This is a genomic window from Streptomyces sp. NPDC022552 (assembly GCF_055561875.1).
On sequence record NZ_JBVHGJ010000002.1, the window covers coordinates 452,627 to 471,517 of the forward strand.

The window sequence follows — 18,891 nt, forward strand, 5'->3', positions numbered from 1 at the left end:
GGGGAGGGGGCCGGTTGTGCTGGAGAGATGAGTGATGCATAAGGTAAGGCGATCCTAAGTGGAGCCTGTGACTCCGGGTATGGGGCCGTCCTGCGCCCGTCCCCGAACCGGTCACGTGCCGGTTCAGGTGTCGGTCGCGCGCCGGTTCGCGCGCCGGTTCTCGGGCCGTTCCGCCGGGGGTCCGAGCCGCCGTCCCCGTACCCGTACAGGAGAAGCCCCATGTCCCTCCGCCGCCGCGGCACCGCCGCCGCCGTCGCACTCGCCGCCGCGCTCTCCCTCGCGGCCTGCGGAAACGGTGACGACTCCTCGGGCGCCGCCTCGGAGAAGAAGGAGGGGGCCGCCAAGAAGGACGTCGCCACGGGCGGCAAGGACTTCGGCGACGCGGCCGCCAAGACCGCGGCGATGGGGACGGACGCCGAGCCCGGCCGGTTCCCGCGCACCCTCACCCACGCGCTCGGCAGGACGGAGATCCCCGCGGCTCCGAAGCGGGTCGTGGTCCTCGACGTCGGCGAGCTCGACAACGTCGTCTCGCTCGGCATCAAGCCCGTCGGATACGCCCCCTCCGAGGGGGACGATGGCATCCCCACGTATCTGGGCAAGGACGCGGGCGCCCCCAAGTCCGTCGGCACCATCAACAACCTCAACCTAGAGGCGATCGCCAACCTGGAGCCGGACCTGATCCTCGGCAGCCAGCTGCGCGCCGCGGACAAGTACGACGAGCTGTCGAAGATCGCCCCCACCGTCTTCTCCATCCGCCCCGGCTTCACCTGGAAGGAGAACTACCTCCTCAACGCCGCGGCCCTGGACAGGACCGCCGACGCGAAGGCGAAGCTCGCCGCGTACGAGACGAAGGCGAAGCAGCTGGGCACGGACATCGGCCCGAACAAGCCGTCCGTCTCGATGGTCCGTTACCTTCCGGGCAAGATCCGCCTCTACGCCAAGGCGTCCTTCATCGGCACGATCCTGGAGGACGCGGGCCTGCCCCGGCCCGAGAACCAGCAGATCGACGACCTCGCCGCCGAGATCAGCCCCGAGAAGATCGACCAGGCCGACGCCGACTGGATCTTCACCGGCGTCTACGGCGACCCGAAGGCCACCAAGCGCGACACCGCCCAGGCCAACCCGCTGTGGAAGAACCTCACGGCGGTCAAGGCCGGCCGGGCCAAGGACGTCCCGGACGAGACCTGGTACCTGGGCCTCGGCGTGACGGCGGCGAACAGCGTCCTCGACGACCTGCGCGCCGACCTCGTGAAGAAGTGACGGCGTGAGCTCGAGAAGAAGGAGCGGCGCGACCGCGTGAAGAAGTGGCGACACGAGCTCGTGAAGAACCGACGCGCGAGCTCGTGACCACGTCGGTCGGGGTCCGTCGCGGTTGTCCACAGGCAGGACGGCGGGGTACGGAGGCCAGGTAGCCTTTCCTCCGTGCCCCGTCTGTCTGAAGTCATCGCCGCGCTCGACGCTCTCTGGCCGCCCGAGCGGGCCGAGCAGTGGGACGCCGTCGGCACGGTCTGCGGCGACCCCGACGCCGCGGTCACCCGCGTCCTCTTCGCGGTCGACCCCGTCCAGGAGATCGCCGACGAGGCGATCGCGCTCGGCGCCGACCTGATCGTCACCCACCACCCCCTCTATCTGCGGGGTACGACGACGGTCGCGGCCTCGCACTTCAAGGGCCGCGTCGTGCACACGCTGATCAAGCACGACATCGCCCTGCACGTGGCGCACACCAACGCCGACACCGCCGACCCCGGAGTCTCGGACGCCCTCGCCGGCGCCCTCGACCTGCGGATCACCGGCCCCCTGGTCCCCGAGAACAACCTCGGCCGGATCTGCGAGCTGGACCACCCCGAGACGCTGGCCGAGTTCGCCGCACGCGCCGCGCGGCGGCTGCCCGCCACAGCGCAGGGCATCCGAGTCGCCGGAGACCCGGCGATGACCGTCCGCCGGGTCGCCGTCAGCGGCGGCTCGGGCGACAGCCTCTTCGACGCCGTACGGGCCGCGGGCGTGGACGCCTTCCTCACCGCCGACCTGCGCCACCACCCGGTGTCCGAGGCCACCCAGCGCGCGCCGATCGGTCTGGTCGACGCCGCCCACTGGGCCACCGAATGGCCCTGGTGCGAGCAGGCCGCCGCCCAGCTCGACGAGATTTCCGACCGCCATGGCTGGGACCTGCGGGTCCACGTCTCGAAGACGGTCACCGACCCCTGGTCCTCCCATCACACCTCCCCTGGAGCCCCCAACTGAACGCCGCGCCCGCCGACCAGATCCGACTCCTCGACGTCCAGGCCCTGGACGTCCGTCTCCAGCAGCTCGCCCACAAGCGCAGGTCCCTGCCCGAGCACGCCGAGATCGAGTCGCTGAACAAGGACCTCACGCAGCTGCGCGACCTGCTCGTCGCCGCGCAGACCGAGGAGAGCGACTGCGCCCGCGAGCAGACCAAGGCCGAGCAGGACGTCGACCAGGTCCGCCAGCGTGCCGCACGGGACCAGCAGCGCCTGGACTCCGGCGCCGTCTCCTCCCCGAAGGACCTGGAGAGCCTCCAGCGCGAGATCACCTCGCTCGCCAAGCGCCAGGGCGACCTGGAGGACATCGTCCTCGAGGTCATGGAGCGCCGTGAGTCCGCGACCGAGCGGGTCGCCGAGCTGACCGAGCGGACCTCCGCCGTCCAGGCCAAGGCCGACGACGCGACCGCCCGCCGCGACACGGCCCAGGGCGAGCTGGACGCCGAGGCGGCGTCCGTCGGCAAGGAGCGCGAGCTCGTGGCCGGTTCCGTCCCGGCCGACCTGCTGAAGCTCTACGAGAAGCTGCGCGAGCAGCAGGGCGGTGTCGGCGCGGCGCGGCTGTACCAGCGCAAGTGCGAGGGCTGCCACATCGAGCTGAACATCACCGAGCTGAACGAGGTCCGGGCCGCCGCCGCGGACACGGTGGTGCGGTGCGAGAACTGCCGTCGCATCCTGGTCCGTACGTCGGAGTCCGGCCTGTAATGACGGCCATCAGGGAAGTCGTCGTCGAGGCGGACGGGGGCTCCCGGGGGAACCCGGGGCCCGCCGGATACGGCGCGGTCGTCCTGGACCCGGTGACCGGCGAGACGCTCGCGGAGCGCGCCGAGTACATCGGCGTCGCCACGAACAACGTCGCCGAGTACAAGGGCCTGGTGGCCGGGCTGAAGGCGGCGCGTGAGCTGTTCCCCGACGCCGCGGTGCACGTCCGGATGGACTCCAAGCTGGTCGTCGAGCAGATGTCCGGCCGCTGGAAGATCAAGCACCCGGACATGAAGCCGCTCGCGGCGGAGGCGGCCCGGGTCTTCCCGGCGCGCCAGGTCCGCTACGAATGGATCCCGCGCGAGAAGAACAAGCACGCGGACCGGCTCGCGAACGAGGCGATGGACGCGGGCAAGCGCGGCAAGCAGTGGGAGCCGTCGGCGTCCTCCGCGGCCCTGGACGCCTCGGCGGCGCGCAGCGCGGCGGCGGCGCCCTCGGGGCCTCCCGGCGACGCGACGGCGGGCGCGGCCCGTGCGCGGGCGGCCCTCGCGGGTACGGGCGCGGGCACGTCCTCCGGCGCCGGTACGGCGTCAGGTGCGGGTGCGTCCTCCGGTGCGCGTACGGGCTCCGGCGGCGGTACGGGCTCCGGCGGCGCGGGTGTCCGGGCCGACGACGGTCTGTTCGCGGCCGACGAGACGATCGCGGCGCAGGCCCGCGCCTCCCTGGCGGCGGCCGCCACGGCCGAGCGCGAGACCGCGGCGAGCGGCGACTTCGAGGCCGAGGCCGGTGTTCTCGGCCACGAGCCCGCGCCTGCCGCGCCCGCCGCACCCGGGTGGGGAGCGCCCGACATGGGGGCGCCGGTCACGTTCGTCCTGCTCCGGCACGGCGAGACCGCGCTCACGCCCGAGAAGCGGTTCTCCGGGAGCGGGGGCACCGACCCGGAGCTGTCCGCCGCCGGGCTGCGTCAGGCCGACGCCGTCGCCGCCGCGCTCGCCGCGCGCGGCACGATCCAGGCCATCGTCAGCTCGCCGCTCAAGCGGTGCCGGCAGACCGCCGAGGCCGTCGCCGCCCGGCTCGGACTCGACGTACGGATCGAGGACGGGCTGCGCGAGACCGACTTCGGGGCCTGGGAAGGGCTGACCTTCGCCGAGGTGCGGGAGCGGTACGCCGAGGACCTCGACGCCTGGCTCGCCTCGCCCAAGGCCGCCCCGACCGGCGGTGGTGAGAGCTTCGCGACCGTCGCGCGGCGCGTCTCGGCGACCCGTGACCGGCTGACCGCCGCGTACGCGGGCCGGACGGTCCTCCTCGTCACCCACGTCACGCCCGTCAAGACCCTGGTGCGGCTGGCCCTCGGCGCCCCGCCGGAGTCGCTGTTCCGGATGGAGCTCTCGGCCGCCTCGCTGTCGGCCGTGGCGTACTACGCGGACGGCAACGCCTCCGTGCGCCTCCTGAACGACACCGCGCACCTGAGGTGATCTGAACGAAGGAACGGGGGCGGGGACACGGACGACCGTGGCCCCGCCCCCGTTCGCGTTCCAGGGGTCAGCGCGCCCGCAGCCCCGCCGCCTCGCGCGCCAGGGACTCCACGCGCGCCCAGTCGCGGGCCGCCAGGGCATCGGTGGGCAGCATCCACGTACCGCCGACGCAGCCCACGTTGGGAAGCGACAGGTACGACGGGGCCGAGCCCAGGGAGATGCCGCCGGTCGGGCAGAACCGGGCCTGGGGGAGCGGGCCGGAGAGCGACTTCAGATACGGGACGCCGCCCGCCGCCTCCGCCGGGAAGAACTTCATCTCGCGCACCCCGCGCTCCAGCAGCGCCACGACCTCCGAGGTGGTCGAGACCCCCGGGAGGAACGGCACACCCGCGGACCGCATGGCGTCCAGCAAGCTCTCCGTCCAGCCGGGGCTCACCAGGAAGCGTGCTCCCGCGCCGACCGCGTCCGCGACGCCCGCCGCGGAGATGACGGTGCCCGCGCCGACGACGGCGTCCGGGACCTCGGCGGCGACCGCGCGGATCGCGTCGAGCGCGGCAGGGGTCCGCAGGGTCACCTCGATCGCGGGCAGACCGCCCGCGACCAGGGCACGGGCCAGGGGTACGGCGTCGGCGGCGTCCTCGATCACCACCACCGGGACGACGGGTGCGAGGTCGAGAACGGAGGGCAGCGCGGAGGTCATGGACCTCATCCTGCCCGTACGCGACAACCTGCGCAACGAGCGTTGCGCACAGTGCAACGCCCTGCTGTCGGCCCTAGTGGATCTCGTCCACCAGCACGTCCAGCGCCCCCGCCTTCCCCTCCTCCACCACGTACTTCAGGTCCCGCAGCGCCTCCACCAGCTCCACCGGGTCCTTCGGGGCCGCGCCCGCCTCGAGCAGGCTGCGCACGATCCGCCCCTTCGTCGCCTTGTTGAAGTGGCTGACCACCTTCCGCGTCGGCGCGTGCAGCACCCGGACCGTCGCGGTCCGCGCCGCCACCTCGCCCTTCGGCTTCCACGCCGAGGTGTAGGCGGAGGACCGCAGGTCCAGGACCAGCCCGTCGCCCGCTGCCTCCGGCATGACGGTCGCCATCGCGCCCCGCCAGTGCGTGCCCAGCGCCCCGATCCCCGGCAGCTTCACGCCCATCGAGCAGCGGTACGACGGAATCCGGTCGTCCACCCGCACCGCGCCCCACAGCCCCGAGAAGACCAGGAGCGACGCCCGCGCCCGCTTCCGGGCGCCCGCGTCCAGGGTGGCCAGGCCCAGCGCGTCGTACAGCACGCCCGTGTAGATCTCGCCGGCCGGACGGGCGCCCGCCGTGCGCAGCTCCGTGTTCTTGGCGACCTCGCCGCGCAGCCCCTCGCTCAGCCCGAGCACCTCGCGCGCCTTCTCCTCGTCGGCGGCGCACAGCTCGACCAGCTCGTCCAGGACCGCCGCCCGCGCCTCGGCCAGGCCCGGCAGCGACAGGGACTCCGGCTTGAGCGGCGCCCCACGGCCCGATGCGGCCTTACCCTCCGACGGCGGCAACAGCACGAGCACGGTGGTTCTCCTTCGTACGTCCAGGGCTGGGGGTGCGGCCCCAGAGCGTTCAGCCTACAAAGTGCCGGGCCCCGCCCCCCGCCATACGCTCGGTCCATGCCCCGCCGCCACATCCACGTGACCGGCGCAGCCGAGGACCTGCGGGCCGCGCTGCGCGTACTGAGGACCCGGATGCAGGTCCCGGAGAGCTTCCCTCCGGCCGTCCTCGCCGAGGCGGAGGCGGCCGCGGGCTCCCCGCGGCTGCCGGAGTACGACGCCACCGACATCCCTCTCTTCACCATCGACCCGCCGGGCTCCCGCGACCTCGACCAGGCCATGCACCTCGCCCGCCGGCCGGGCGGCGGCTACCGGGTCCACTACGCCATCGCCGATGTCGCCGCGTTCGTCACCCCCGGTGGGGAAGTCGACAAAGAGGCCCACCGGCGCGTCGAGACCCTCTACTTCCCCGACGAGAAGATCCCGCTGCACCCCCCGGTCCTCTCCGAGGGCGCAGCCAGCCTGCTGCCCGACCACACCGCGCCCGCCCTGCTCTGGCGCTTCGACCTGGACGCCGACGGCCACCAGGTCGCCGTCGACGTACGCCGCGCGCGCGTGCGCAGCTGCCTCAGGCTCGACTACGCCGGCGCCCAGCAGCTGATCGACGCGGGCACGGCCGAGGAACCGCTCGCCCTGCTCAAGACGGTGGGCACGCTCCGCGAGGCCCTGGAGGTCGAACGCGGCGGGGTCTCCCTCGATCTCCCCGAACAGGAGGTCGTCGAGACCGGCGAGACGTACACCCTGGTCTACCGGGCCCCGCGCCGGGTCGACGGCTGGAACGAGCAGATCTCCCTGCTCACCGGCATGGCCGCGGCCGACCTGATGATCGCCGCGGGCACGGGGATCCTGCGCACCCTCGGCGCCGCGGCGGACGGGGTCGACAGGCTGCGCGGCTCCGCGTCGGCGCTGGGGATCGACTGGCCGCCCCACTTCTCGTACGCGAAGCTCATCCGTTCGCTCGATCCGTCGAACCCCCGGCACGCCGCCTTCCTCATGGACGCCGCCACGGGCCTGTTCGAGAACTCCGCGTACATCGTCTTCGAAGGCGGCGGTCTTCCGGACTCCGTGGTCCATTCGGCCATCGCCGACGAGTACACGCACTGCACCGCGCCCCTGCGTCGCCTGGTCGACCGCTATGTGGGCGAGCTCTGTCTGGCGGCCGTCGCGGGCCAGGCGCCGCCCGGGTGGGTCACGGACGCGCTGTCGAAGCTGCCGGCCGAGATGGACAGCGGGCGCGGCAAGGATGCCGACAGAGAGAGCATGGACGTCGTCGAGGCGGCGCTTCTGAAGGACCGGATCGACGAGGTGTTCGACGGGTTCGTGATCGACGTCAAGGACAGCGCGGGCAGCAAGGGCGTCGTGCATCTGAGGGACCCGGCCGTCGTGGGCACCGTGAAGAGCCGGCAGCGGCTGAAGCAGGGGAACCCGGTGAAGGTGAAGCTGAAGAAGGCCGACCCGAACGATCCGGCCAGGGACAAAGTCCTCTTCGAGCACGTGCCGGACTGAGTCAGACGGCCGCGACGGCGTGGGTGAGCGCCCGGTGGAAGGCCCGGGCGTCGTCCGCGTGGCAGCGGACGATCCGCACGGCCCGGGAGCCGCCGAGGAGCCGGGGCGCGTCGACCGGCTCGGTCAGCTCGATGACGACCGAGGTCTGCGAGGCGACGGCGAGGTTCAGCTCCCCGTCCGTCTTCTCGTGGGTGAAGCGCAGCTCGTGCCGGACCGTCGCGATCCGGTCGAGCGGGATGTGGAGGTCGATGTGCGCGGCCTGCCGCAGGCGGAGCGCGTCGGGGGTGAGGATGTGCGGCCGGGTCACGGACGCGGCGTGGATCCCGAGGACGAACAGGATCCCCGAGTACACGTCCAGGACCAGCACGATCGCATGGGTGACGGGCCAGTCGGCCAGCAGGTACGACATGCCGACGGTCTCGACGAGGCAGACGAACGCGAAGCCGTACATGAGGGCGGCCTGGTCACGGGCGTGCGGGAACACCTGGTCACCGGGGCGGGCGCCGTCGCGGCGCCGGGCGACCCACAGGGCGAGACTGGCCATCAGCCGCAGCTCGTGCCCGATGAGCCGCCGTACGGGTACGGGCACCAGCTCCCCGAGGGCCTGCCGCGCGGAGAGCCCGCGCCGCCGGAGGCCCACGTACGCCGTGAGGCTCGCGAGGGCGAGCAGAAGGGTGAGGACCTCGGCGGCGGCGAGGACGGGTATCGGTATCCGTACACCGGCGACGAGGCAGACGACGAGGACGAGCTCGGCGGGCAGGGCGGTGTACGCGACCCCGCGCAGGAGCCGGATCAGGGCGGTCACCGGACCCGCTCCGCGACGAGACGGAGGGCGCCGTGGACGGCGGCGGACTGGGCGGGGGAGAAGTCGCCGAAGAGGGCTTCGGCGAGCTGCCCCTGCGGCACGCCGCCCTGCTCGCCGAGCTGCACCGCCATGGAGTCCGGCAGAAGGCCGGCGAGGGCCTGCGCCGCCTCGGCCACGCGCGGGTCGTCCGGGTCCGCGTCGGCGAGGGCGTCGAGTCGGGCGTACACGTCGTGGGCGCGGGCGACCGACTCGGGGTCCGAGGTCATGGCGCGCATCGTGCCGATGAGCCGCGACCGCTCCTCGTCCGGTGCCACGGTGTCGAGGAGTGCGAGGATCTCGCGGTCCTTGACGGCCATGGGGGACTCCGGGACCTCACCGAGACCCGCGAACAGGTCGGCCAGCTCGGCCGAGACGGGGCCCTCGGCGGTCAGCCGCCCGGCCCGCGCCTCCCCGAGCAGCTCGGCGAGCCGCTCGCGCCGCTCCTGGATCACGGCCTCCTGCCGCGCGAGGTCGGTGTCCAGCTCCTCGAGTACCTCCACCAGCTCCCGCCCCTCGTCGTCGGCGAGCACGTCCCGCACCTCGTCGAGCCCGAGGCCGAGCTCGGTCAGCCGCCGGATCCGGGCGAGCAGGACGGCGTCCCGGATGCCGTACTCGCGGTAGCCGTTGGCCAGCCGTACGGGCTCGGGCAGCAGCCCGAGATGGTGGTAGTGCCGCACGGCCCGCGGGGTGACCCCGATGAGCGCGGCGATCTCGCCGATTCGCATGACGCCAGTAGAAACCCTGACGCTGCGACAAGGTCAAGCGGACGCCGGGCGGCGGGTAGCATGGTCGGCACGGCAGACGAGCCGGGCGGGCGGCCGCGTGGGGATCCTCGGATCCTCCCGAGGAACGTCCGGGCTCCACAGGGCAGGGTGGTGGCTAACGGCCACCCGGGGTGACCCGCGGGACAGTGCCACAGAAAACAGACCGCCGGGGACCTCGGTCCTCGGTAAGGGTGAAACGGTGGTGTAAGAGACCACCAGCGCCTGAGGTGACTCAGGCGGCTAGGTAAACCCCACCCGGAGCAAGGTCAAGAGGGGTCGTCCTCGGACGACTCTGCGCGAACGATCGAGGGCTGCCCGCCCGAGTTCGCGGGTAGACCGCACGAGGCCGGTGGCAACGCCGGCCCTAGATGGATGGCCGTCACCCCGACGACCGCGAGGTCCCGGGGCACAGAACCCGGCGTACAGCCCAGCTCGTCTGCCTCATACCCCCTGAACCGGGGCTTTCCTCCTGGCCGGAGGGGGGTCGTCATGGCGCTCACCACCTCGCCGACCTCCTCCGAAAGCTTCAGGACCCGCAGCAGGACGTCCTGCTCCGGAGGCAGGGCGTGGTGCGCGGAGATCCAGGAGGCGAGGCGGTCGACGGTGTTCCACGGGTCGGTCATGGAGCAGAAGACTGCCAGGTCGGCACGGTCGGTAGGGTACGCGCGTGATATTCGGGCGTGCGCGGCTCCAGGCCGCCGTGAGTGAGTTCGAGACCGCCGTACGGGCGCAGGACGGTGCTGCCGCCGAGCGCGCCTTCGGTGGTCTGCACCAGGCCTTCGGCCGGGCCGGCGACGCGGAGCTGCTGGAGGCCGGGCCCCGGCTCGCGGCGTTCCTCGCCGAGGTGCCCCCGGGGCCGCGCGCCGTGACCGCGGTGATGGTCGGGGCGTGTGTGGAGCGCGGGGCCGACGCCGTCGCCTGCGCTCCCGCGGTGTTCGCGGGGGCACGTGAGGCGTTCGAGGCCGCCGAGGTGTTCTGCGAGCGGTGGGCGGCCACCGGCGGCGGCGACCTGCCGGGCCACGAGGACGGCGACCTGACGGAGGCCCACGTCGAGCGGGTCGGCTTCGACGCCGTCGTCGGCTGGGAGTCGCTTCCGCAGTGGGAGATGGCCTGCGTCGCGATGCTCAACGCGAAGGCGGTACGCCGCGAGGCCGGCGGCAAGGCGGAGCTGCGGGCGGTCGTGGAGCGCGTCCGGGAGGCGTCGGGGGATCCGTTCAAGTGCCTCGCCTACGCCCTGGACGTGCTGGACGACGAGCCGCTCGTCGTGCTCGACCGGAAGAGCGGTGCCGGTTTCGCCGTACGCGTCTCCGGGATCGGCGACAACTTCCAGCTGCACACCCTCCTCGCCGACGCCCTGATCGGCGGCGGACACCTGCCGGGTACGGCGCCCTCCCCGCAGGCCGTCGCCATGTGCCGGGACCAGCCCGGGATGACCTCGACCACCGGCTCCTTCAACCTCGTCGGTGCCGACGGCGAGTGGATCTGGAACGAGGGCAACCCCTCCGAGATCCCGGTCGTCGACGGCGTACGGCTCGTGGTCCTCGACCCGCCCCCGTACGAGCGGAGCTGGCCGGCGGGCCGGTTCTTCCCCGGGATGACCGGCGAGCTCGTCCTCGAACGCGTCCTGCCCGAGAACGAGGCCGCGGCCCTGCTCGTCCAGGTGGCCGAGTCCGTGCGCTGAGCCGCGCCACACACGCGGCCCGGGTCCGCGGGGAACGGGGCGGGGCGGTGTACGGGTAGGGCCATGACGATTCCCGTGGACAGACTCAGCGACCCGGCCGTGCGCGCCTTCGTCACGGCCCTCAACGCCAATGACCGCGACGCCTTCTTCGCGGTCCTCACCCCTGGCGCCACCATGTCCGACGACGGTTCCGACCGGAACGTCGACGAGTGGACCGACAAGGAGATCTTCTCCTCGCGCGGCCATATCGAGGTCGAGTCCGAGAAGGACGGCGGGCGCGCCCTCGTCGCCCGCTACCGCAACGACACCTGGGGTGAGATGCGGACGGCCTGGAGGTTCCAGGTGCAGGACGGAAAGGTCAGCCGCTTCGAGACCGGCCAGGCGTAGCCCCAGGGGGCGGGGGCCCTCCGCGGGCCCCTATCCCCGCCCGATGTACGGCATCGCCGTCGCCATCACCGTCGCGAACTGCACGTTCGCCTCCAGCGGCAGGCCCGCCATGTGCACCACGGTCGCCGCCACGTCCGCCGCGTCCATCACCGGCTCCGCCGCCAGCTGCCCGTTCGCCTGCAGGATCCTCGACTGCATCCGCGCCGTCATCTCCGTCGCCGCGTTCCCGATGTCGATCTGACCGCACGCGATCCGGTACGGCCTCCCGTCGAGCGACAGCGACTTCGTCAGGCCCGTCATCGCGTGCTTGGTCGCCGTGTACGCGATCGAGTGCGGGCGCGGCACATGCGCCGAGATCGAGCCGTTGTTGATGATCCGGCCGCCCTGCGGGGACTGCTCCTTCATCGTCCGGAACGCCGCCTGGGCGCACAGGAACGAGCCCGTCAGGTTCACGTCCACGACCGAGCGCCAGGTCTCGTGGGCGAGGTCCTCGACCGGGGTCCCGCCGCCCGCGAACGTCCCCGCGTTGTTGAAGAGCAGGTCGACCCGGCCCCACCGGTCCCGTACCGCGTCGAAGAGGGCCGTCACCGCCTCCGGCGAGGTCACGTCCGTCGGGACGCACAGGACGTCGGACGACGGGACGGACGCCGCCGTCTCCTCCAGAGGCTCGCGCCGGCGGCCCGCCAGCGCCACCGACCAGCCCGCCCCGGCCAGGGCCAGGGCCACACCCCGGCCGATGCCCGATCCCGCTCCCGTCACCACAGCGATGCGCGACTCAGTGCTCATGGGCGCGCAGCGTACGTGAGATCGGTGCACAGGGAACTCATCTGTCCGACACGCGGATGTTCTGTACCCGACAACCCAGGGACGTCCCGCGCCACTCCAATGCCTGACGGACAACATCCGTCAGGGGAGGGGCATATGACGTACGCACAGACACCCACGTCCGGCCATACCGACGAACTCCGCGCCGCCGCCCGGCACTTCGGTCGCCGCGGCTTCCTCACCACCGCGGGCGCCGCCGCCGCGCTCGCCCTCGCGGTCCAGCTGCCGGCCGCCGGCGCGGCGAGCGCCGCCGAGCTGAACCCCCGCCGCGTCACCGAGGACCCGTTCACCCTGGGGGTGGCATCCGGCGACCCGCTTCCGGGCTCGGTCGTCCTCTGGACCCGGCTCGCGCCCCGACCCTTCGAACCCGACGGCGGACTGCCCCGCGAGCGCGTGGCCGTCCACTGGGAACTCGCCCACGACGAGCGCTTCGGCAGGACCGTCAGGCGGGGCAAGGTCACCGCCCACCCCGAGTTCCGGCACGGCGTCCATGTCGAGATCGACCACCTCGACCAGGACCGTGTGTACTTCTACCGGTTCCGCGTCGGCGACTGGACCAGCCCCGTCGGCCGCACCCGGACCGCCCCCGCCCCCGGCGCGCGCATATCCGAGCTCAAGATCGCCGCCGTCTCCTGCCAGGCGTACCACGACGGTTACTTCACCGCCTACGGCCACCTCGCCCAGGAGGACCTCGACGTCGTCCTCCACCTCGGCGACTACCTCTACGAGTACGCCGTCAACGCCACCGGCGGCGCCCGCGCCTACACCGACCGGCGCCTGCCCGCCCACTTCAACCGGGAGACGATCACCCTGGAGGACTACCGGCTGCGGTACGCCCTCTACAAGTCCGATCCCGACCTTCGGGCGGCCCACGCCGCGCACCCGTTCGTCGTCACCTGGGACGACCACGAGACCGAGAACAACTACGCGGGCGACATCCCCGAGAACGACGTGCCGCCGGAGGAGTTCCTGCTCCGCAGGGCCGCCGCCTACCGCGCGTACTGGGAGAACCAGCCGCTCAGAAGGGTCCAGCGGCCCGAGGGCCCGGACATGCGGCTCTACCGCCGCCTCCGCTTCGGCCGGCTCGCCCAGTTCGACATCCTCGACACCCGCCAGTACCGCTCCAACCAGGCGTACGGCGACGGCTGGCGGGTCCCCGGGCCGGAGTCCGAGGACCCGAGCCGCACCATGACGGGGGCCACGCAGGAACGGTGGCTGCTCGACGGCTGGCGTGACTCGCGCGCGCTGTGGAACGTCGTCCCGCAGCAGGTCGTCTTCGCCGAGCGGCGCGACGTGCCGACCGACGCCTTCAAGCTCTCCATGGACTCCTGGGACGGCTACCCGGCCTCCCGGCAGCGGATCCTGGACGGCGCGGCGGCGGCCGGCGTCGAGAACCTGATGGTGCTCACCGGCGACGTCCACGTCGGCTACGGCCTCGACATCAAGGCCGACCACCGCGACCCGGCCTCGCGCACCCTCGGCACCGAGATCGTCGCCACCTCCATCGCCAGCGGCAAGGACGGCGCCGACCGGCCCGCCAACTACGACAACCTCACCGCCGCCAACCCGCACCTGAAGTTCTACAACGGGCGGCGAGGCTATGTGACGGTCGCGCTCGGCCGGGACAGCGCCCGCGCCGACTTCCGTACGGTGTCGGCGGTGACGACCCCCGGCGCCCCGGTCACCACGGCCGGGTCCTTCGTCACGGAGGCGGGCAACCCCGGTCTCACACCGGCGTGACCGACAGCTCCTGGGGATAGCGGACGCCGATGCGGTCCCGTACCGCGTCGAGCGTCCGCATCACCGCGAGGGAACCCTCCAGCGGTACGAGCGGGGACTCCGTCAGCCCCGCCCTCAGACAGCGCGCCACCTCGGCCGCCTCCGGCAGCAGCGACTGCCGGTCCCCGTCGAGGACGAACTCCTCCGGCTCCCGGCCGGGCCGGCGCAGCGTGAAGCGGTCCGGGAAGAAGAAGCCGGACGGGACGTCGATCCGGCCCGCCGACCCCGTCACGGAGGCGGTCATCGGGGTGTCCGCCACGAGCGAGCAGGACAGCAGGGCCGAGGCCCCCGAGGACCAGCCGAGGAGCATCCCCGTGTTCAGGTCCACGCCCTCCGGCGAGAGCAGCGCATGAGCCTGGACCGAGCCGGGCTCACCGAGCAGCAGATGCGCGAAGGAGACCGGATAGACCCCGAGGTCCAGCAGCGCCCCGCCGCCGACGGCCGGGTCGCGCAGCCGGTGGTCGGCGGCGAACGGGCCCGCGAGCCCGAAGTCCGCCTGAACGGTCCTGACCTCGCCGATCGCGCCGTCCCGGACCAGCTCCGCCAGCTGCCGGACCAGCGGATTGCAGTACATCCACATGGCCTCCATCAGGAAGAGACCACGGTCCCGGGCGAGCGCGGCCAACTCCTCCGCCTCCCGCGCGTTCAGGGTGAGGGCCTTCTCGCAGAGGACCGCCTTGCCCGCCTCCAGGGCGAGCCCGGCGGCTTCCCGGTGCGCGTGGTGCGGGGTCGCCACGTACACCACGTCGACGTCCGGGTCGGCGACGAGCTCGGCCCACGCGCCGTACGCCTTCGGAATCCCGAACCGGTCGGCGAAGGCCCGCGCCGACGCCTCCGTACGGGAGGCCACGGCCACCACCTCCGCGTCGTCCGCCGCGAGCAGGTCGCCGGCGAACTTCGCCGCGATCCCGCCCGTCGCCAGCACGCCCCACCGCACGGTCTTCCCCATGACCCACCCCACGACGTCTCGGTCCGTTCCGACGAGCTGAGAGCATAGGGAAAGTTTCAACGAAAGGGAGCAGTCGATGCCGGAGAGCGGCCAGCCCACGAAGCAGGGATCGCAGGGACACATATCCGCCGGCCCCGCCGCCCCCGCACGGCGCGCGAGCCTGCTCGTCACGCTCGTCCTCGGCGGTCTCACCGCCCTCCCGCCGCTCTCCATGGACATGTACCTGCCGGCGCTGCCGGAGGTCACCGAGATGCTGCGCTCGCCCGCCGCGACCGTCCAGCTGACCCTGACCGCCTGTCTCGCCGGCATGGCGCTCGGCCAGCTCGTCGTCGGCCCGATGAGCGACAGATGGGGCCGCCGCAGACCGCTGCTCATCGGCATGCTCGTGTACGTCGCCGCCACCGCGGTCTGTGCCTTCGCCCCCACCGTCGAACTGCTCATCGGCTTCCGGCTGCTCCAGGGCCTGGCGGGCGCGGCCGGCATCGTGATCGCCCGGGCCGTCGTCCGCGATCTGTACGACGGCGTCGCGATGGCCCGCTTCTTCTCCACCCTGATGCTGATCTCCGGCGTCGCCCCGATCATCGCCCCGCTCATCGGCGGCCAGATCCTGCGGATCACCGACTGGCGGGGCGTCTTCCACGTCCTCGCCGTCATCGGTGTCCTCCTGACCCTGGTGGTCTGGAAGTGGCTGGGGGAGACGCTGCCGCCCGAGCGGCGCCAAGAGGGCGGTGTCGGAGAGGCGCTGCGCACCATGCGCGGGCTGCTCGCCGACCGGGTCTTCACCGGCTACATGCTCGCCGGCGGGCTCGCCTTCGCCGCGCTCTTCGCCTACATCAGCGCCTCGCCCTTCGTCGTCCAGGAGATCTACGGCGCCTCGCCGCAGACCTTCAGCCTCCTCTTCGGCCTCAACTCCGTCGGCCTCGTCGCCGTCGGGCAGATCAACGGCAAGCTGCTCGTCGGCCGGGTCAGCCTCGACAAGGCACTGGGCTGGGGTCTCTGCGTGATCCTGCTCGCCTCGGTGGCGCTGCTGCTCATGACGAGCGGGGTCTTCGGGGAGCCGGGGCTCGCGCCGGTGGCCGCCGGGCTCTTCGTCCTGATGTCGGCGATGGGTCTGGCGATGCCCAACACCAACGCGCAGGCGCTGATGCGCACCCCGCACGCGGCGGGCTCGGCGTCCGCGCTGCTCGGCACCTCGTCCTTCCTGATCGGGGCGATCGCCTCCCCGCTCGTCGGCATCGCGGGCGAGGCGACGGCCGTGCCGATGGCCGTGGTGCAGCTGGTCTGCGCGGCCGGGGCGCTCGCCTGCTTCCTGGGGCTGTGCCGGCCGTGGCGCCCCCGGCCGGCCGCCTAAAATGTGGAGGTGAACGCCTCCGCCTCCCTTCCCTCCGGTGACACCGCCGCAGGTGACGCCTCCGATGCCGCCTCGCGCGGCACCCTGCGCGCCGCCTCCGGCGACGAGCTGCGCGCCGCGCTCGCCGGACTCCTCGACGGGCTGCCGCCGCGCCAGGCGACCCAGGCCGTCGACCGGTTGATCGCCAACTACCGGGGGACCACCCCGACCGACGCCCCCGTGCTGCGGGACCGCTCCGACGTCGCCGCCTACGCCGCGTACCGGATGCCGGCGACGTTCGAGGCGGTACGGGCGGTACTCGACGCCCTGCGGGACGCGGCCCCGTCATGGGAGCCGGCCACGCACACCGACATCGGCGGCGGCACCGGAGCGGCCAGCTGGGCGGTCGCGGAGGCCTGGGACGGCGCCGCCCGCACGACCGTGCTCGACTGGGCCGAGCCCGCGCTCGCCCTCGGGAAGGAACTGGCGGACGGGGTCTTCGACGCTCGGTGGCGCCGGGACCGGATCGGCGGGGCGCTGCGGCTCGACACGGCGGACCTGATCACGGTGAGCTACGTCCTCAAGGAGCTGACCGAGGCCGACCGCCGCGCGATCGTGACCGAGGCGGCGCGGGTGGCGCAGGCGGTCGTGATCGTCGAGCCGGGCACCCCCGACGGCTACGAGCGGATCATCGCGGCGCGCTCCCTCCTGGTGGAGGCGGGCTTCACCGTGGCCGCGCCGTGCCCGCACAGCGGGACGTGCCCGATCGAGCCGGGCAAGGACTGGTGCCACTTCGCGGCCCGGGTGAGCAGGTCGTCGCTGCACCGGCAGGTGAAGGGCGGCTCGCTGCCGTACGAGGACGAGAAGTTCGCCTACGTGGCGGCGACCCGGTTCCCCGTCCTGCCGGCGGCCTCCCGGGTCACCCGGAAGCCCCAGATCCGCAAGGGCCAGGTCCTGTTGGACCTCTGCGGACCCGAGGAGACCGGACTGACGCGCGAGACGGTCACCAAGCGGCACGGAGCGCTCTACAAGGCGGCGCGGGACGCGGAGTGGGGCGACCACTGGCCCCCGGAGGCCTCGGAGTAGGACCCGGGGCCAGGGGCCGCCCCGGGGCTCATCCCTGGCGCGGGCGCAGCTCCTGGGTGCAGCACTTCACGCTGCCGCCGCCCTTGAGGAGCTCCGACAGGTCCATGCCCACCGGCTCGAAGCCACGGTCACGGAGCGGTTCGAAGAGGTCCACCGCCGCCTGGGGCAGCAGCACATGGTGGCCGTCGCTCACCGCGTTCAGGCCCAGCGTCGCCGCGTCCTGCTCCGTCGCGAGCAGGGCGTCGGGGAAGAGCCGGGACAGCACGGCCCGGCTGCCGGGGGAGAAGGCGCCGGGGTAGTACATGATCTCGTCGCGCGCCGCGTCGAGCACGCACAGCGCCGTGTCCAGGTGGTAGTAGCGCGGGTCCACCAGCTCCAGACCGATGAGCGGGCGCCCGAAGAACTCCTGCGCCTCCAGGTGCGAGAGCGGGGTGGAGCGGAAGCCCCGGCCGGCCAGGATCCAGGACGAGGTCACGGCGAAGTCGCCCTCGCCCTCGTTCACGTGCTCCGGCACGCGGACCTCCGCGTAACCGTTTCCGCGGAACCAGTCCAGATGCGCCGCCTCCTCCTCCGTACGCTCGGGATGGGCGAACTTCGCGCCCAGCACGCGGCCGTCGACCACGGTCGCGCCGTTCGCGGTGAAGACCATGTCGGGCAGGCCCGGGATCGGGTCGAGCAGCTCGACGGTGTGGCCGAGCGCGCGGTACCTGGCCGTCAGGTCCTCCCACTGGGCGAGGGCGAGCGGAAGGTCGACCGGCTTGGTGGGGTCCATCCAGGGGTTGATGGAGTACGTCACCTCGAAGTGCGTGGGTGGGCACATCAGATAACGGCGGGGCGAGGCCTCGCGCGGGGTCTGGCGCAAAGAGGGCTCCTCACGGACGGAAGAACAGTCGTCGGACGGAGCCCATGGTCCGCCCTCGACCGGCTCCGCGCAGTGGACCGTTCGGGTGGTTCACCGAACGTCCGGAACGGGTACCCGAGGTAGGCGAGACGCACCGTCTCGTCTGCTGCTAGATTGGTGTCATGTCCGACACCAAGAGCCCCGCCGGCAAGACCCCCGACGCCACCCGTCGCAGCGAGCGCTCCCGCCGCGCCATCTACGACGCCGCCCTCGCCCTCGTCTCCGAGACCGGCTACGCCCGGACGACCATCGAGGGCATCGCCGCCCGCGCCGGGGTCGGCAAGCAGACGATCTACCGCTGGTGGCCCTCCAAGGCCGCCGTCCTCCTCGAAGCCTTCCTCGACCTCGCCGCCCAGGCCAACGAGGCGCTGGGGGGCGACGCCGACAGTGAGATCCCCGACACCGGCGACCTCGCCGCCGACCTGAAGTACGTCCTCCGCGCCACGGTCGACGAGCTGAACAACCCCACCTACGACGCCCCCTCCCGCGCCCTGGCCGCCGAGGGCATCGTCAACCCCGAGCTCGGCGGCCAGTTCGTCGAGAAACTCCTGGAACCCCAGCTCCAGTACTACGTACGCCGCATCGAGGCGGCCCAGGCCGCCGGCGACATCGACCCCGGCGTCGACCCGCGCATCGCCCTCGAGCTCCTCGTCGGCCCCCTGAACCACCGCTGGCTGCACCGCACCCTCCCCCTCACCCACGCCTACGCCGACACCCTCGTCGACTACGCGCTGCGCGGGCTCGCGCCCAGGGCGTAACCCCGTGACGTACCCCGGTTGGGTACTCCGGTCACCTGGAGCACCGGAAGATGC

Annotated in this window: 18 protein-coding genes and 1 other RNA gene; 12 read left to right on the plus strand and 7 right to left on the minus strand. The window is 72.8% G+C overall.

The genetic code is table 11. The features are described 5' to 3' along the window. The first annotated feature begins 219 nt into the window (after positions 1-219). The 4 genes from ACZ3OF_RS06950 (at position 220) to ACZ3OF_RS06965 (ending at position 4,453) form a co-directional block, all read left to right on the plus strand. Positions 220-1,260, plus strand: coding sequence for an ABC transporter substrate-binding protein (locus tag ACZ3OF_RS06950; protein ID WP_361675002.1), 1,041 nt, complete (start codon positions 220-222; stop codon positions 1,258-1,260). A gap of 162 nt (positions 1,261-1,422) precedes the next feature. Next, entirely contained in the window at positions 1,423-2,241 is an 819-nt protein-coding gene (locus tag ACZ3OF_RS06955) for a Nif3-like dinuclear metal center hexameric protein (RefSeq protein ID WP_361675004.1), read from the plus strand. Continuing rightward, positions 2,238-2,981 carry a zinc ribbon domain-containing protein gene (locus ACZ3OF_RS06960; RefSeq protein ID WP_361675213.1) on the plus strand — a complete coding sequence of 248 codons (744 nt, stop codon included), beginning with the start codon at positions 2,238-2,240 and terminating at the stop codon, positions 2,979-2,981. The genes ACZ3OF_RS06955 and ACZ3OF_RS06960 overlap by 4 nt, the downstream gene beginning before the upstream one ends. An 8-nt stretch (positions 2,982-2,989) precedes the next feature. Next, on the plus strand, positions 2,990-4,453 hold the full coding sequence (locus ACZ3OF_RS06965; RefSeq protein ID WP_467303809.1) for a bifunctional RNase H/acid phosphatase: 1,464 nt from the start codon (positions 2,990-2,992) through the stop codon (positions 4,451-4,453). A gap of 67 nt (positions 4,454-4,520) precedes the next feature. On the opposite strand, the gene eda is transcribed toward ACZ3OF_RS06965, so the two are convergent. Continuing rightward, on the minus strand, positions 4,521-5,153 hold the full coding sequence (gene eda / locus ACZ3OF_RS06970; RefSeq protein ID WP_361675008.1) for a bifunctional 4-hydroxy-2-oxoglutarate aldolase/2-dehydro-3-deoxy-phosphogluconate aldolase: 633 nt from the start codon (positions 5,151-5,153) through the stop codon (positions 4,521-4,523). A gap of 73 nt (positions 5,154-5,226) precedes the next feature. Further along, positions 5,227-5,991: a peroxide stress protein YaaA gene (gene yaaA / locus ACZ3OF_RS06975; protein WP_361675010.1), complete on the minus strand. Its 765-nt coding sequence runs from the start codon at positions 5,989-5,991 to the stop codon at positions 5,227-5,229. Between the two features lie 96 nt (positions 5,992-6,087). On the opposite strand from yaaA, the gene ACZ3OF_RS06980 reads away from it, so the two are divergent. Continuing rightward, positions 6,088-7,533 carry an RNB domain-containing ribonuclease gene (locus tag ACZ3OF_RS06980; RefSeq protein ID WP_467303274.1) on the plus strand — a complete coding sequence of 482 codons (1,446 nt, stop codon included), beginning with the start codon at positions 6,088-6,090 and terminating at the stop codon, positions 7,531-7,533. A gap of 1 nt (position 7,534) precedes the next feature. Here ACZ3OF_RS06980 and ACZ3OF_RS06985 read toward each other — a convergent pair whose 3' ends face one another. Together ACZ3OF_RS06985 and ACZ3OF_RS06990 are read right to left on the minus strand one after the other, a co-directional pair. Further along, the gene (locus ACZ3OF_RS06985) at positions 7,535-8,338 is read right to left on the minus strand and encodes a hypothetical protein (RefSeq protein WP_467303276.1); all 804 of its coding nucleotides are present in this window, start codon (positions 8,336-8,338) and stop codon (positions 7,535-7,537) included. Continuing rightward, positions 8,335-9,102, minus strand: a complete 768-nt coding sequence (locus ACZ3OF_RS06990) for a MerR family transcriptional regulator (protein ID WP_467303278.1) — start codon at positions 9,100-9,102, stop codon at positions 8,335-8,337. The genes ACZ3OF_RS06985 and ACZ3OF_RS06990 overlap by 4 nt, the downstream gene beginning before the upstream one ends. 77 nt (positions 9,103-9,179) lie before the next feature. On the opposite strand from ACZ3OF_RS06990, the gene rnpB reads away from it, so the two are divergent. The 3 genes from rnpB to ACZ3OF_RS07005 all read left to right on the plus strand — a co-directional run bounded on the left by rnpB (position 9,180) and on the right by ACZ3OF_RS07005 (position 11,209). Continuing rightward, positions 9,180-9,580: RNase P RNA component class A (rnpB, locus tag ACZ3OF_RS06995), an RNA gene on the plus strand. A 228-nt stretch (positions 9,581-9,808) separates the two neighbouring features. Continuing rightward, positions 9,809-10,822, plus strand: coding sequence for a hypothetical protein (locus ACZ3OF_RS07000; RefSeq protein WP_361675019.1), 1,014 nt, complete (start codon positions 9,809-9,811; stop codon positions 10,820-10,822). 63 nt (positions 10,823-10,885) lie between these two features. Then, entirely contained in the window at positions 10,886-11,209 is a 324-nt protein-coding gene (locus tag ACZ3OF_RS07005; protein WP_361433471.1) for a nuclear transport factor 2 family protein, read from the plus strand. Between the two features lie 30 nt (positions 11,210-11,239). Here ACZ3OF_RS07005 and ACZ3OF_RS07010 read toward each other — a convergent pair whose 3' ends face one another. Further along, the gene (locus tag ACZ3OF_RS07010) at positions 11,240-11,995 is read right to left on the minus strand and encodes an SDR family oxidoreductase (protein WP_467303282.1); all 756 of its coding nucleotides are present in this window, start codon (positions 11,993-11,995) and stop codon (positions 11,240-11,242) included. A 135-nt stretch (positions 11,996-12,130) separates the two neighbouring features. Here ACZ3OF_RS07010 and ACZ3OF_RS07015 point away from each other — a divergent pair, with 135 nt between their 5' ends. After that, on the plus strand, positions 12,131-13,774 hold the full coding sequence (locus tag ACZ3OF_RS07015; protein WP_467303284.1) for an alkaline phosphatase D family protein: 1,644 nt from the start codon (positions 12,131-12,133) through the stop codon (positions 13,772-13,774). Here the strand turns inward: ACZ3OF_RS07015 and ACZ3OF_RS07020 are convergent. Further along, on the minus strand, positions 13,761-14,762 hold the full coding sequence (locus ACZ3OF_RS07020) for a Gfo/Idh/MocA family protein (protein ID WP_467303286.1): 1,002 nt from the start codon (positions 14,760-14,762) through the stop codon (positions 13,761-13,763). The two genes, ACZ3OF_RS07015 and ACZ3OF_RS07020, sit on opposite strands and share 14 nt — an antisense overlap. A 76-nt stretch (positions 14,763-14,838) precedes the next feature. Between ACZ3OF_RS07020 and ACZ3OF_RS07025 the strand changes: the two genes are divergently transcribed. Then, on the plus strand, positions 14,839-16,113 hold the full coding sequence (locus ACZ3OF_RS07025; RefSeq protein WP_467303288.1) for a Bcr/CflA family multidrug efflux MFS transporter: 1,275 nt from the start codon (positions 14,839-14,841) through the stop codon (positions 16,111-16,113). Positions 16,114-16,197: 84 nt separating this feature from the next. Further along, positions 16,198-17,178: a small ribosomal subunit Rsm22 family protein gene (locus tag ACZ3OF_RS07030; protein ID WP_467303811.1), complete on the plus strand. Its 981-nt coding sequence runs from the start codon at positions 16,198-16,200 to the stop codon at positions 17,176-17,178. Positions 17,179-17,206: 28 nt separating this feature from the next. On the opposite strand, the gene ddaH is transcribed toward ACZ3OF_RS07030, so the two are convergent. After that, the gene (gene ddaH, locus ACZ3OF_RS07035) at positions 17,207-18,040 is read right to left on the minus strand and encodes a dimethylargininase (RefSeq protein WP_361675028.1); all 834 of its coding nucleotides are present in this window, start codon (positions 18,038-18,040) and stop codon (positions 17,207-17,209) included. Positions 18,041-18,201: 161 nt separating this feature from the next. On the opposite strand from ddaH, the gene ACZ3OF_RS07040 reads away from it, so the two are divergent. Continuing rightward, positions 18,202-18,837, plus strand: a complete 636-nt coding sequence (locus ACZ3OF_RS07040) for a TetR/AcrR family transcriptional regulator (RefSeq protein ID WP_361675030.1) — start codon at positions 18,202-18,204, stop codon at positions 18,835-18,837. Positions 18,838-18,891 lie beyond the last annotated feature (54 nt).

What these genes read in the sequence shown, in the direction of transcription:
- ACZ3OF_RS06950 (WP_361675002.1), top strand. Translation starts at nt 220, where the DNA reads ATGTCCCTCCGCCGCCGCGGCACCGCCGCCGCCGTCGCACTCGCCGCC.
- eda (WP_361675008.1), bottom strand. Translation starts at nt 5,153, where the DNA reads ATGACCTCCGCGCTGCCCTCCGTTCTCGACCTCGCACCCGTCGTCCCG.
- ACZ3OF_RS06980 (WP_467303274.1), top strand. Translation starts at nt 6,088, where the DNA reads ATGCCCCGCCGCCACATCCACGTGACCGGCGCAGCCGAGGACCTGCGG.
- ACZ3OF_RS06990 (WP_467303278.1), bottom strand. Translation starts at nt 9,102, where the DNA reads ATGCGAATCGGCGAGATCGCCGCGCTCATCGGGGTCACCCCGCGGGCC.
- ACZ3OF_RS07005 (WP_361433471.1), top strand. Translation starts at nt 10,886, where the DNA reads ATGACGATTCCCGTGGACAGACTCAGCGACCCGGCCGTGCGCGCCTTC.
- ACZ3OF_RS07010 (WP_467303282.1), bottom strand. Translation starts at nt 11,995, where the DNA reads ATGAGCACTGAGTCGCGCATCGCTGTGGTGACGGGAGCGGGATCGGGC.
- ACZ3OF_RS07015 (WP_467303284.1), top strand. Translation starts at nt 12,131, where the DNA reads ATGACGTACGCACAGACACCCACGTCCGGCCATACCGACGAACTCCGC.
- ACZ3OF_RS07020 (WP_467303286.1), bottom strand. Translation starts at nt 14,762, where the DNA reads ATGGGGAAGACCGTGCGGTGGGGCGTGCTGGCGACGGGCGGGATCGCG.
- ACZ3OF_RS07025 (WP_467303288.1), top strand. Translation starts at nt 14,839, where the DNA reads ATGCCGGAGAGCGGCCAGCCCACGAAGCAGGGATCGCAGGGACACATA.
- ACZ3OF_RS07040 (WP_361675030.1), top strand. Translation starts at nt 18,202, where the DNA reads ATGTCCGACACCAAGAGCCCCGCCGGCAAGACCCCCGACGCCACCCGT.